This window comes from Halomonas citrativorans, assembly GCF_900163645.1.
GTDB classification, from domain to species: Bacteria; Pseudomonadota; Gammaproteobacteria; order Pseudomonadales; family Halomonadaceae; genus Vreelandella; species Vreelandella citrativorans.
Genome location: NZ_FUKM01000053.1, coordinates 97,285 through 109,603 on the forward strand (window position 1 = coordinate 97,285; position 12,319 = coordinate 109,603).

Sequence of the window (12,319 nt, forward strand, 5' to 3'; positions counted from 1 at the left end):
CGCGCCCGAGAAAGCGTCGCTTAGGACAGCTTTTCTTTGATACGTGCTGACTTACCGCTACGCTCACGCAGGTAGTACAGCTTGGCTTGACGCACGTCACCACGACGCTTGACTTCAAGAGAGTCAACCAGCGGGCTGTAGGTCTGGAAAGTACGCTCAACGCCAACACCGTGAGAAATTTTACGTACGGTGAAAGCGGAGTTCAGGCCACGGTTACGCTTGGCAATAACAACACCTTCAAACGCCTGCAGACGCTCGCGGGTGCCTTCCTTGACTTTTACTTGAACGATAATGGTGTCGCCCGGCGCAAAAGAAGGAATCTCTTTGCCCATCTGCTCGTTTTCGATCGCCTGGATCACCTTGTTCTTGCTGCTCATCTTCATACTCCTAAATAACGGAATGGTTTGCCACGCAGTTGTGGAAGGGGCAAACCGTGATCCCGGCGCTCGAATCGAGCCACACGGGAGTCGTTATGGGTGACACAGGTCCGTAGGGTATAACCCCTTCTCGTCCTGCACCGCCGCCCTGTACCAGGTAATTGAAAATAACCTACTTGGCAGACAGAGCGTGTTCCTCGATAAACTCGTTCAGCAACTGCTGTTGCTCAGCGTTAAGCTCGCGACCTTCTAGCAGGTCGGGACGGCGCTGCCATGTGCGGCCTAAAGACTGCTTCAACCGCCAGCGCTTGATCGCTGCATGATTACCGCTTAGCAACACATCCGGCACCTGGCGCCCGTCGATACTTTCTGGACGGGTATAGTGCGGGCAGTCCAAAAGACCGTCATTAAACGAGTCTTCGATAGCGGAGTCCTGATGCCCCAATACACCGGGAACCAACCTCGCCGCTGCGTCAATCAGCACCATGGCGGGCAGCTCACCGCCGCTCAGCACATAGTCGCCAATCGACCACTCTTCATCGATGTCGCTCTCCACCACGCGCTCATCAATACCTTCATAGCGCCCTGCAACCACCACAAGGGGGCCAGCAGCGGCTAATGCCTGAGCGCCTTTTTGATCAAGCTTACGCCCTTGGGGCGAAAGGTAGATCACAGTAGGCACCTGGCCAGTGGCTTGATGTGCCCGCTCGCGGGCATCGTGGATAGCGCCACGGAGTGTATCGACTTTCATCAACATACCCGGGCCGCCGCCATAAGGGCGGTCATCCACACTGCGATGGCGGTCGGTGGCGTAATCTCGCGGGTTCCAGAACTCCAGGGTAATACGTTGCTTCTCTATCGCCCGACCCACTACGCCCTGTTGGGTGAGTGCATCGAACATTTCAGGAAACAACGATACTACGCCGATCCACATGGCGGGCGTATCCACATCATTGCCAAGCACCGGTGTTCGCACATCGGCCGCTTCATCATTGATCAAAACTCAGAGTCCCAGTTAACGACCATACGGTCATCTTCAAGACTGATTTCGACAATCACATCATCAGGCAAAAACGGGAGTAACCGCTCGCGTTTGTCGATCGCGTCGTCATCGCCGCGAACCACCATGACATCGTTGGCGCCGGTTTCAAACAGGTAGCTTACCCGTCCTAACCGCTCGCCGGCTTGAGTGAAGACAGCCAAGCCTTCAAGCTCATGCCAGTAATACTCATCGGCTGACAGTGCAGGCAGTGCATCTTTTGGCAGTAAGATATCCGCTTGCGCCAGTGCTTCAGCGGCATTGCGGTCATCTACGCCTTTAATCTGCACAACAAGGCCTTTACCTTGCCGACGCCCCTGAATAATGGTCATTCGCGTCAGGGTTTCCCCTTGGCGCACCCACCATTCGGGATAATCTAAAATGCTGTCCATGGGGCTGGTGTAAGAATACACCTTGAGCCAACCCTGCACCCCGTGGGGGCTAGTCAGCTTGCCTAACACCACATGCGTGTCGTCAGTTTGGCTTGTTTCAAAACGCGTCATCGACGACCTCAACGTACAGCAGTCCAGATTCTACCGTGAACAGACTTACGCCTGTTTACGCGCTTCTTTAACCAGCTCAGCAACACGACCAGACAGCTGGGCGCCTTGGCTCTGCCAGTGAGTAACACGCTCTAGATCAACGCGCAGACGCTCTTCCTGGCCACGGGCAACCGGGTTGAAGAAGCCAATACGCTCGATGAAACGGCCATCACGGGCTTTACGCGAGTCGGTAACAGTCAGGTGATAAAAGGGACGCTTCTTGGCGCCACCACGTGCCAAACGAATGGTAACCATACGATAACTATCCTTCGGTTGAGGTTACGAGAGTGGGAAATAGCGCAAACCGCCACCAGAACACTCATCATACTGTTTTCTTGATACGCCGCTCACTTGAAGATAAGTGGCTGCTTTGTACCATTTTTAGGCCTTCATAATCGGATGTGACGGCAATGCTTACGCATATTTTGCCAACACCCACGCATGAAGAGGCCGCATTCTACGCAAATGCGCTCTGATTGGAAAGCCTGACAGCCAGAAAACTCACAATACGTCAACCACTGCATTGGCGACTAAGCACTGACACGCTCAACAAGCGTGACGCCAACTCTCACGATCTGCGTGGCGCGCGTAGGCGTTTTCACTCTTGCTTCAAGCAGGCGCAGTGCCTCAAGGGCCGTTTCCTGCACCGGGTTACGCACTGTCGTTAAAGGGCAGCGCCCCCAGGCAGCACTTGGAACATCATCAAACCCGGTAACCGCTATCTCATCCGGCACCCGCATACCGCGCTGGGCGGCGGCTTCGACAACGCCCAGCGCCATGGCGTCGTTGGCGCAGATAATTGCATCCAATGGCTGCCCGGCACCCAGCAGCGCCAGCCCTTCATTCAGCCCACTTTGCAGCGAGAAGTCTCCCCGGTGCACGGCCATTAACGTCAAGCCGTAATGGCTCAGCGCCTGCTCGACGCCCAGCCTGCGCTCCTGGTCAGAAAACGTATCCTCAGTGCCGCCCAACCAGGCGATCCGTCGTCGTCCTTGCTGGACCAGCCGATTCACCAGCAAATGCATACCTTTTATATTGTCACAACACACGGCATCAACACCGCTGCTTTCCAGCACGCGCCCAATCAATACCAGCGGTGCCCCTGAAGCCCGGCAGCGGTCGGCGATCTCACGACTCACAGAGCCTGCCGCCACAATAGCGCCCTCAACCTGATAGGCCAACGCATGATCGATCATCTCGGTGACGTTACCGCCGCGCAGCGCTGGCAATAGTAGCGGCTGATAGCCACGGGAGCTGAGCTCAAACACCAAATGCTCAAGTAGCCAAGCCTCATAAGGACGCGAGATCTCTCCGGCTACCACCGCGATCAATCCAGTGCTACGCCCCGTCAGCCCCCGAGCGATAAGATTAGGCCGATAACCCAGCGCCTGAGCCACGGCTAAAACGTGTTCGCGCTTTTTTGCCGACACCGACGCTCCGGGTGTAAAAGCGCGTGAGACCATGGCGCGCGATACGCCTGCCGCTTGGGCTACATCATCGGCGGTTACGCGTATCGACATGCGCCAGCGCCTCTGGTGTTTTTCAACATGATGACCGCTCAATCAGCAAGATAATCCCGCCATCCTAGCACCCCTTGGTTGCCTTTTAAGCGTTTTAAAACCTACATCAAAGCGTCATCAACGCCTCGTAAAATAATTTTATTGAAATCTTGCACGCGCTTTCAAAAATACGTTTGTTATCCGTTTTCTACCTTTTCTGGAGCCCTGAGAATGAGCACCGAGGCATTGACGCTCAATGACGTGACGATTGACCTCCGGCAGAAACGTATCCTGGAAAACATCCATCTTGATGTCGCGCCAGGAAGCTTCACCTGCCTGCTGGGTCCTTCCGGCTGCGGAAAAACGACGCTGCTGCGCGCCATTGCTGGCTTCACGCCTCTAAGCCGTGGCGACATACGTTTGGGAAAACGATCTATCACTCACCTTCCCCCTGAAAAGCGCCAGACCGCGATGGTATTTCAGTCCTACGCGCTATGGCCGCATATGAGCGTGGGTGAAAACCTTGGCTACCCGCTTAAACTGCGCGGCGTCTCTCGCGAGGAGCGCGCCCGAAAAGTAGCCGCCATGCTGGAGCGCATGGAGCTTGGCGGTTTTGAAAGCCGTGCAGTCACTCAACTCTCCGGCGGGCAGCGCCAGCGTATCGCCCTGGGGCGTGCGCTAATTATCGACCCACCTTTATTACTGCTTGATGAGCCACTTTCCAACCTGGATGCCGCGATTCGGCGCAGCCTGCGCAGCGAACTACGTCGCCTGCAGAAGTCGCTGGGCATCACCACCATCATGGTGACTCACGACCAGGAAGAAGCGCTCCAAATGGCCGACCAGATCGTACTAATGCGCGGAGGCCATATCGTGCAGATAGCGCCACCCCAAACGCTTTACCACCAGCCGGCTGACCTGGCCGCCGCGCGCTTTTTGGGTGTGGATAACACCGTTACTCGGCAAACGTCGGACCCCGCGATTGCCTCTACCGCCTCCACATTTGGCTTTCGTACGCGTGACGCCTTGATCAATGCCCCCCAGCATCCTGCAATGCTGACGCGCAAAGGGCGGGTCACCGAATGCGTTTACACCGGCGATGGCTATCAGATATCGCTTGCCGCCGAACGGGCTGAGTTTTGTGCTACGTCGGCCACTCCTATTGCTCCGGGTACCTTTGCCGTTGTTCAGGTACCGCAATCGGCCCTGATTCCCTTCGGGTCGGATGATCGGCATCTGCCGCCACTTGATCGACAAGAGGATATTGCATGAAACCCTTCGCCCTTACGCTTAGCCTGATCGCCAGCGCCATTGCTACACCTGCCATGGCCGCCACAACGCTTAACGTGTTTACGGCAGGCGACGACAACATGGTCGAGTACATTAATGAATTTCTCGCTCCGCGCTTTGAAGCCATGCATCCGGATGTCAGCGTCCGCGCCATGGGCACCGGCCCCGGCGATGCGGGTAGCCAGGCTATTTACGAAACCCTAAGCGCTCAGCGTGATAAAGAGACGTGGGGCGTCGACGTTGCAGTCATCCACCAGCGCATGGCTGGGCAGATGGTGGAAGAAGGTTTACTAAGCACCTATACCAGCGCGCTTGAAACCGGTGATTTGGTCAGCGCGGCCAGCGCGCGTAATGCGCTGGGCGTTGATGTAGAAGGCTACGTGATGCCAATGTTTCAGAGCCAGATTGCCATCGCCTACAACCCGGCCCTTCTGGAACAGCCGCCAGAAAGCTACGCAGCGCTTGCCGACTGGGTTGAGGAGAACCCTGGCCAGTTTGGCTATAACGGCATCACCGGCGGCATGGCGGGTGTAGGCTTTGTCTTCGGCTGGATGTATACCTTTACCGACATGGCCGACACGCTGCAAAACGGCCCCTGGGAAGAGAGCGCGTCTGAGCGCTGGACAACAGCGCTTGATCAGCTGCGCACTTTTAACCAGCACGTCACCCTGACACCCGGCAATGCGGGCACCATGGACGCCATGAACCGCGGCGAAATCGCCATGGGTCCGGTGTGGATGGGCATGTACTACACCTGGATGGCCGATGGTCGCCTCAACCCCGATTTCCGCCTGCTACTGCTCGAACCCGGCATGCCCGGCCAGCCGATGTACTACGCGATCCCTGAGCGCGCAGAGCATGCTGAATTGGCGGCTGAGTTCATTGCCTTGGCAACGAGCCCTGAGGTACAGGCTGAAGGTATTGTCGGCCAGTTTAACTGGTTCCCCGGCATTGACGCCGAACACGTTCGCAGTGAACTGAGCGACGAGCAGTGGGCGCAGCTCTATGCCGATGTATCGCCAGAGACACTTGCCGAGCGCGGCCGCTCCATGCCACAAGCGGACTACTTCCGTGCCATTCTCGAAGCTTATGAAAGCCACGTCAGCCGCTAATCGCTGGGCGATCAAGCGCTCGATGGTGACGCTTTGATGATCACTACCTGGGGGCCTTCGTGCCCCCTTCACTGTGGAAAGCGTTTATGACGACTTCGCCCTCTTCAACCTATCTCATGGCGATGCCTGGCAAGCGGTTCCCACGCATAAGCCTGGGTATCTTGCTGGTTCTGCCTGCGCTAACCGCGATTACGCTGCTCTATGCGCTGCCCTTGCTGCGCTCGCTAGTAACGGCTTTTCGTGACAGTGATGGCGGCTGGACCACCGACCACCTCGTTCGCGCCTTTTCGCTTTATGGCCGCGACGTGCTTTTTTCTATCGGCGTCGTATCAGCAGCACTTGTGCTCATCGCCGTTATCTCCATTGCGATTGCAGGCTATCTAGTGCTGGGCACCACGCCTTGGGCCGTTCGCTTGTTGCGCTGGCTGTACCGCTGGCCGCTGTTTATTCCGTTCGTGGTAAGTGGACAGATTGCCCGCTCGTTTTTATCGACCAACGGCATGATGAACGGCGTACTGATCGAAACAGGCCTGATGATGCCCGAGAGCGCGCAGAGCTTTCTGGATTGGCGAGGATTAGTACTGACCTTTGCCTGGAAACAGATTCCGTTTGTGACGCTTCTCTTGGCCGGTGCCATGGCCGCGATTGACCGCAGCCATATTGAAGCCGCCCGCAATATGGGCGCGAGCCGCCTGCGCTGCCTTTTCGGCATTATCCTGCCTCAGGCAGCGCCCACCCTCTGGGTCGGACTAATTCTATCGCTGGTGGCCATGCTTTCGGTCCTCTCGGTACCGATGATGCTGATTGCCGGCAACCCCACCATGATGACCTCAATGATGGCCCACCGAATCACTTACTACGGTGACTACGGCATCGCCAATGCGCTGGGGCTGTTCTCCTACGCTTTAACGGCGGTAACCGCATGGATCTATTTGCGTCTGACACTGCGCCGCGAGGTGGCCTCATGAGTATCACCCGCGTACTTTCGCCGATAGGACTGGGCCTTTTACTGGGCGTGGTCGCCTTTATTGTTTTCGGGCCGCTGTTGAATCTTGCTCTTTGGGCCTTTGCCGAGCAGTGGTTTTACCCGAATCGACTGCCTACCGGCTGGGGCTTTTCCTTTTGGGAGCGCGTGTTCCGCCCGCGTGCCGGAGCCTGGACATCGCTTTTCAATACCGTACTGGTTGCCTTTTCCGCCGTTATACTTTCAATGGCGCTGGCCATTCCTGCAGGTTACGCCCTGGCACGTCAGGCATTACCCGCGCGCAACGTAATTATGCTGCTGTTTTTATTGCCTCAGGCATTTCCCAATCTGCCGATTTTCGTCAATATCGCCGCCATTTTTTATCAGTGGGGGCTTAACGGCACGTTAATTGGCGTAGTACTGGTGCACTCACTGCCGGGCCTGGTGTATGCCGTTTGGATCGCAACCGCCGCGTTTTCTACCGTGGATCGCTCGCTGGAAGAAGCCGCCCGCAACCTGGGTGCCTCTCCGCTGCGTACGTTTGCCGGTATCACCCTGCCCCAAGCGCTGCCTGGTCTGCTTGCTGCGTCCATCTTCGTATTCCTCGACAGCATTGATGAGTTCACCGGCACGTTTTTTGTCGGCGCACCGGAAATCACCACGCTGCCACTGTTGATGTTTAACGCCTCCATGGGCGGCAACTATCAGGTGGCGGCCATCACCGCATTGATTTTGCTGATCCCGTCGGTCGGCTTCATGTTGGTCATTGAGCGTTTTCTAAAAGCCGATGTCCTGTCACGTGTGGGCCGTTAACAGCCCGCGTCACGTTATTGAGTTCTCTGTGCATGCTGATTGCCCATTTATCTGACCTTCATGTGTTTACTACGCAGTCTGAAACCGGTGAATCCCGTGCGGATATCGCCCAAGTGGTTGAGCGCATCGTGACCGATCTCGTGTCGCTTAGCCCACCACCCGATCTTGTTGTAATCAGTGGTGACCTGGCCGACGGCGGGACCGAAGACGACTATCGACTGATTCGCCGTTTGCTAGCGCCGCTGGATATGCCCATTCTGGCCGTACCTGGCAACCACGACCGCCGTGAAGCCATGCGCGCAGTACTGGGTGATCGGCTTGCGGGCTTACAGCCTGGGAAGTTTCTGCACTCCAGAGTGGAGGCAGACGGTGTCACGTTACTGGGTCTGGATTCAATTATTGTTGGCAAACCCCAGGGCGCGTTATGTAGCGAACGCCTGGGCTGGCTGGAAAACCAGCTTCGCCATACCCAGCCGTTAACGTTTCTGGTGATGCATCACCCGCCCTTTATGACGGGTAACCCTCACTGGGATGACTACAGCCTGATTGAGGGCCGGGAGCGTTTCAAGACTATTATCGGCGCATCTCCCAAACGCATTCTATGTGGGCATATTCATCAGCCCTTCCACACTTTGTGGGGGCAACACTACAGTGCTATTGCGGGCAGTCCTGCGTTTCAATACAACCTGGTGCCAGGCAGTCAAGCGAAGCCGACTCTTGGCGACATGCCCTACTGCTATCCATTGCATGACTGCCAACCCGATGGCAGCATTTTGGTTCATCTGCGCCATATAGCATAAAAGCCAGCACCGAACGGTGCTGGCTTTCAAAGCATGCGGGCCTTTTATTGGCCCGCCAATCGGGGGCTAAGCGTGCGCCTAGCGCCAGGGCAGGCCGCCGGGGCCACCCATACCACCGCCACCCATGCCGCCCGGGCCGCCGGGACCACCGCCGCCGCCCATCATGCCGGACATACCGCGCATCATCTTCTGCATACCGCCTTTTTTACCCGCCTTCTTCATCATCTTCTGCATCTGCTTATGCTGCTTAAGCAGTCGGTTCAGGTCGGGCACCTGCAGGCCTGCACCGGCGGCAATTCTACGCTTGCGCGAGCCATTGATGATATCTGGCGCGCGGCGCTCTTTAGGCGTCATGGAGTTGATCAGCGCTTCAAGCTTGCCCAACTCCTTCTCAGGGCCCGGGCCCTGGGCCATTTCCGCCATTTGCCCCATGCCAGGCAATTTGCCCAAGAGGCCACCCATGCCGCCCATCTTTTTAAGCTGCTGCAGCTGGTCACGGAAGTCTTCCAGATCAAAGCCATCGCCTTTTTTGACCTTACTGGCAAGCTTAGCAGCCTTGTCTTTATCAACCGTGCGCTCGGCTTCCTCGATCAGCGACAGCATGTCGCCCATGCCGAGGATGCGTGATGCAACACGATCCGGGTGGAAAGGCTCCAGGGCGTCAACTTTCTCGCCCACCCCCATAAACTTGATGGGCTTGCCGGTAATATGACGCACGGACAGCGCCGCACCGCCACGCGCATCACCATCGGCCTTGGTTAAGATAACCCCGGTCAGCGGCAGCGCATCGTGGAATGCTTTCGCGGTATTAACCGCATCCTGGCCGGTCATCGCATCGACGACAAACAGCGTTTCTTGAGGCGAGATCGCTTTATGCAGCGCCTGGATCTCCGCCATCATGGCTTCATCGATTGCCAAGCGACCCGCGGTATCTACCAGCACCACATCGTGGAACTGGATTTTGGCGTGTTTGATCGCCGCTTCGGCAATATCAACAGGCTTTTGATCAGAGCGCGAGGGGAAGAAGTCGACTTCGATCTCTTTGGCCAGCGTCTCCAACTGGTCGATGGCTGCCGGGCGATAAACGTCAGCCGACACCACCAGGACTTTTTTCTTCTCGCGTTCGCGCAGGTAGCGGGCAAGTTTGGCGACCGAGGTGGTTTTACCCGCCCCTTGCAAACCGGCCATCAACACAACGGCTGGCGAGCCTTTGAGGGTTAGGCCTTCATTGGCCTCGCCCATAATGGCTTCCATCTCCTGCTGGACGATTTTGACGAACTGCTGGCCGGGCGACAGGCTCTTGGACACTTCCTGCCCAACCGCCCGCTCGCGCACGCGTTCGATAAAGGCCTTAACGACCGGCAGCGCTACGTCGGCTTCAAGCAGCGCTTTGCGTACTTCGCGCAGGGTATCTTTAATATTGTCGTCGGTCAGGCGCGCCTGACCTTTAATCGACTTCAACGTCTGGGAAAGACGCTCACTGAGATTCTGAAACATGGGGCCTCTCTGCCTCCGTCGCTGTCGCCGGGCGCCTACGCCCCTGGACTGATGTGCATGGATTATACGCGCTCACGCCTTGAGTCTCCATGACTGTCCGCGCGGGCTAACGATGGCTGTGCGATACTGCTTTGATTGGTTATAGTAGTCGGTACACGTTAACTTGACTGTTTTTTACTGCAACGCGCGAAATGCGCGCACGGATAGCATCATGCAGGCGCTGCCTTTCGCCACGATCGCTTTTGTACTCTATGTTGCTGCTGCCACTTGGCAGGGCATGACCCTTTTTCGCCGCGTGCCGCCACGCCAGGGCATGGTGCGCCTGCTGGGTGCCTTGGGCCTGTTGCTCCATATCCCGGTGGTCGTCCAACTGATGGGGCAATCCCCAGGCCTTCTGCCTGGGTTTACCACCAGCGCTACGCTTTTCATGGCGGTCGCCGTTAATGTGCTGTTGATAGCGAGCCTTTTCAAGCCGGTGCTTAACGTCGGCATCGTTCTCTTTCCTTTAGCGGGTGTCGCGCTGATTACCGCCACTTGGCTCCCCAGTCACACTAGCCAAACGGGCCTGACACCCGGCATTCTGCTGCATGCCATTAGCTCTGCGCTGGCGTTTGCCATGCTCGCGATTGCAGCGATACAGGCAATTCTGGTGGGATTACAAAACCAGGCGCTACGCCATCACCATATTCGCGGCATCGTGCAGTCGCTGCCTCCTTTAACCACGATGGAACGCGTCCTGTTTGAGTTGGTCTGGGCAGGCATTTTGCTACTAACGCTCTCGATTGTGAGCGGCTTTATCTTTCTTGATAATATTTTTGCCCAGCATTTATTACATAAAACCGTTCTCTCGTTAGGTGCGTGGGTTATTTTCACAACCCTGCTGATTGGCCGCTATCGTTTCGGTTGGCGTGGCATGCGCGCAGTACGGTGGACGCTGGGTGGTTGCACGCTTTTGATACTGGCCTACTTTGGCAGTAAGTTTGTGCTTGAGATACTGCTCAATCGCTAAGCCCATATACACGGCTATGGCTGTCTTGACACACCTTCTTCTAGCTTCTACAAACCGTGCTTGATACAGCATAAAGGAATTTTCGACTTGAGCGACGACTTCCCCTTGGGATTACTATTCGGCCTTCTTGGCTTACTGGTACTACTATCGGCTTTTTTCTCCAGCTCTGAAACCGGCATGATGTCGATTAATCGTTATCGCCTGAGCCATCAGGCCAACAGCGGTGATCGGCGCGCCAAACGGGTCATGCGCCTGCTTACCCGCCCTGACCGGTTGATTGGCGTCATTCTAATCGGCAACAATTTCGTCAATAACCTTGCGGCGTCCATTGCGACCATCATCGCTATTCACTTTTTCGGCGAAGTATCAGGCCCAGCGATTTCTACTGCCATTTTAACGATTACTATTTTAATTTTTTCCGAGGTTACTCCCAAAACCTACGCGGCGATTAAACCTGAGCGTATAGCCTACCCCAGCTCTATGGCGCTGGAGCCACTTTTGAAGCTGCTTTATCCGCTGGTGTGGCTGGTGAATATGATCTCGAACGGCCTACTGCGCATACTGGGCGTGAAAAGCGTGGAAAATGGCGGCGACAACCTTACCCGCGACGAGCTGCGTACCGTGGTGCATGAGGCGGGCACGCTGATTCCCTACCGCCACCGGGCCATGCTGCTATCGATCCTGGACCTTGAGAATGTCACGGTCAACGACATTATGGTGCCGCGCCATGAAGTACTGGGAATTGACCTGGACGATTCGCTGGAAGATATTCTGACCCAAATTCGCACCAGCCAGCACACCCGCTTACCGGTTTATAAAGGCGATATCAACAACATCATCGGCATGCTGCACTTGCGCAATGCCGCGCGCTTTTTATCCCGTGACGAAGTAACCAAAGCGGCGATTGTTCAGGAAGCACGCGAGCCCTACTTTATTCCTGAGTCCACACCGCTCCATACTCAACTGCTTAACTTTCAAAAGCAGAAGCGGCGTATCGGTATCGTGGTAGATGAGTATGGCGATGTCGAAGGGTTGGTAACGCTTGAAGATATTCTGGAAGAGATCGTTGGCGAGTTCACCACGGACGTATCAGAAGATGAAGAGATTCATCAGCAGGACGACGGCAGCCATGTGATTGAGGGTACGGCTAACATTCGTGAAATCAATAAAATGCTGGGATGGCACTTACCAACAGATGGCCCCAAGACCCTGAACGGGTTGATTTTAGAGCATCTTGAAGCGTTCCCCGAAGGTCCCGCCAGCCTGCAAATTAACAATATCCGTATGGAAATACTGGAGATCCGCGACAACCTGATCACCTCTGCCCGCTGCTGGCAAAACGTGCGTCTTCCAAGACGCCAACCCTGACAGCACTTT

The 12,319-nt window shown here is 56.1% G+C and carries 13 protein-coding genes; 7 read left to right on the forward strand and 6 right to left on the reverse strand.

The genetic code is table 11. The features are described 5' to 3' along the window. Positions 1–20: 20 nt before the first annotated feature. From rplS to CZ787_RS13560, 5 genes are all read right to left on the reverse strand, one after another. Complete coding sequence (gene rplS, locus CZ787_RS13540) at positions 21–377, reverse strand: 50S ribosomal protein L19 (protein ID WP_087110090.1); 357 nt, start codon at positions 375–377, stop codon at positions 21–23. A gap of 172 nt (positions 378–549) precedes the next feature. Continuing rightward, complete coding sequence (gene trmD / locus CZ787_RS13545; protein WP_087110175.1) at positions 550–1,311, reverse strand: tRNA (guanosine(37)-N1)-methyltransferase TrmD; 762 nt, start codon at positions 1,309–1,311, stop codon at positions 550–552. A gap of 62 nt (positions 1,312–1,373) precedes the next feature. Next, on the reverse strand, positions 1,374–1,919 hold the full coding sequence (rimM, locus tag CZ787_RS13550; RefSeq protein WP_087110092.1) for a ribosome maturation factor RimM: 546 nt from the start codon (positions 1,917–1,919) through the stop codon (positions 1,374–1,376). A 45-nt stretch (positions 1,920–1,964) separates the two neighbouring features. Further along, a complete protein-coding gene (rpsP, locus tag CZ787_RS13555; RefSeq protein WP_087110094.1) occupies positions 1,965–2,213 on the reverse strand; it encodes a 30S ribosomal protein S16 in 249 nt (82 codons plus the stop codon). 275 nt (positions 2,214–2,488) lie between these two features. Beyond that, the gene (locus CZ787_RS13560; protein WP_087110096.1) at positions 2,489–3,478 is read right to left on the reverse strand and encodes a LacI family DNA-binding transcriptional regulator; all 990 of its coding nucleotides are present in this window, start codon (positions 3,476–3,478) and stop codon (positions 2,489–2,491) included. A gap of 210 nt (positions 3,479–3,688) precedes the next feature. Between CZ787_RS13560 and CZ787_RS13565 the strand changes: the two genes are divergently transcribed. The 5 genes from CZ787_RS13565 to CZ787_RS13585 all read left to right on the forward strand — a co-directional run bounded on the left by CZ787_RS13565 (position 3,689) and on the right by CZ787_RS13585 (position 8,436). Then, the gene (locus tag CZ787_RS13565; RefSeq protein ID WP_087110098.1) at positions 3,689–4,729 is read left to right on the forward strand and encodes an ABC transporter ATP-binding protein; all 1,041 of its coding nucleotides are present in this window, start codon (positions 3,689–3,691) and stop codon (positions 4,727–4,729) included. Next, positions 4,726–5,859 carry an extracellular solute-binding protein gene (locus CZ787_RS13570; RefSeq protein ID WP_087110100.1) on the forward strand — a complete coding sequence of 378 codons (1,134 nt, stop codon included), beginning with the start codon at positions 4,726–4,728 and terminating at the stop codon, positions 5,857–5,859. Before CZ787_RS13565 ends, CZ787_RS13570 begins: the two co-directional genes overlap by 4 nt. A gap of 86 nt (positions 5,860–5,945) precedes the next feature. After that, positions 5,946–6,827 carry an ABC transporter permease gene (locus CZ787_RS13575; RefSeq protein ID WP_254908626.1) on the forward strand — a complete coding sequence of 294 codons (882 nt, stop codon included), beginning with the start codon at positions 5,946–5,948 and terminating at the stop codon, positions 6,825–6,827. After that, positions 6,824–7,636: an ABC transporter permease gene (locus tag CZ787_RS13580; protein WP_087110104.1), complete on the forward strand. Its 813-nt coding sequence runs from the start codon at positions 6,824–6,826 to the stop codon at positions 7,634–7,636. The genes CZ787_RS13575 and CZ787_RS13580 overlap by 4 nt, the downstream gene beginning before the upstream one ends. A 32-nt stretch (positions 7,637–7,668) precedes the next feature. Beyond that, complete coding sequence (locus CZ787_RS13585; RefSeq protein ID WP_087110106.1) at positions 7,669–8,436, forward strand: metallophosphoesterase; 768 nt, start codon at positions 7,669–7,671, stop codon at positions 8,434–8,436. 78 nt (positions 8,437–8,514) lie between these two features. Here the strand turns inward: CZ787_RS13585 and ffh are convergent, their stop codons facing one another. After that, positions 8,515–9,933, reverse strand: coding sequence for a signal recognition particle protein (gene ffh / locus CZ787_RS13590; protein ID WP_087110108.1), 1,419 nt, complete (start codon positions 9,931–9,933; stop codon positions 8,515–8,517). 211 nt (positions 9,934–10,144) lie between these two features. Here ffh and CZ787_RS13595 point away from each other — a divergent pair, with 211 nt between their 5' ends. Both CZ787_RS13595 and CZ787_RS13600 read left to right on the forward strand, forming a co-directional pair. Next, on the forward strand, positions 10,145–10,942 hold the full coding sequence (locus CZ787_RS13595; RefSeq protein WP_087110110.1) for a cytochrome C assembly family protein: 798 nt from the start codon (positions 10,145–10,147) through the stop codon (positions 10,940–10,942). Positions 10,943–11,029: 87 nt separating this feature from the next. Further along, a complete protein-coding gene (locus CZ787_RS13600; protein WP_087110112.1) occupies positions 11,030–12,310 on the forward strand; it encodes an HlyC/CorC family transporter in 1,281 nt (426 codons plus the stop codon). The last annotated feature ends 9 nt before the right edge of the window (positions 12,311–12,319 follow it).

Bases quoted from the DNA above. Each gene is read 5' to 3' on its own strand.
- rimM (WP_087110092.1), bottom strand. From the start codon at position 1,919: ATGACGCGTTTTGAAACAAGCCAAACTGACGACACGCATGTGGTGTTA.
- trmD (WP_087110175.1), bottom strand. From the start codon at position 1,311: ATGTGGATCGGCGTAGTATCGTTGTTTCCTGAAATGTTCGATGCACTC.
- CZ787_RS13560 (WP_087110096.1), bottom strand. From the start codon at position 3,478: ATGTCGATACGCGTAACCGCCGATGATGTAGCCCAAGCGGCAGGCGTA.
- CZ787_RS13595 (WP_087110110.1), top strand. From the start codon at position 10,145: ATGCAGGCGCTGCCTTTCGCCACGATCGCTTTTGTACTCTATGTTGCT.
- CZ787_RS13585 (WP_087110106.1), top strand. From the start codon at position 7,669: ATGCTGATTGCCCATTTATCTGACCTTCATGTGTTTACTACGCAGTCT.
- CZ787_RS13580 (WP_087110104.1), top strand. From the start codon at position 6,824: ATGAGTATCACCCGCGTACTTTCGCCGATAGGACTGGGCCTTTTACTG.
- ffh (WP_087110108.1), bottom strand. From the start codon at position 9,933: ATGTTTCAGAATCTCAGTGAGCGTCTTTCCCAGACGTTGAAGTCGATT.
- CZ787_RS13570 (WP_087110100.1), top strand. From the start codon at position 4,726: ATGAAACCCTTCGCCCTTACGCTTAGCCTGATCGCCAGCGCCATTGCT.
- rpsP (WP_087110094.1), bottom strand. From the start codon at position 2,213: ATGGTTACCATTCGTTTGGCACGTGGTGGCGCCAAGAAGCGTCCCTTT.
- rplS (WP_087110090.1), bottom strand. From the start codon at position 377: ATGAGCAGCAAGAACAAGGTGATCCAGGCGATCGAAAACGAGCAGATG.
- CZ787_RS13565 (WP_087110098.1), top strand. From the start codon at position 3,689: ATGAGCACCGAGGCATTGACGCTCAATGACGTGACGATTGACCTCCGG.
- CZ787_RS13575 (WP_254908626.1), top strand. From the start codon at position 5,946: ATGACGACTTCGCCCTCTTCAACCTATCTCATGGCGATGCCTGGCAAG.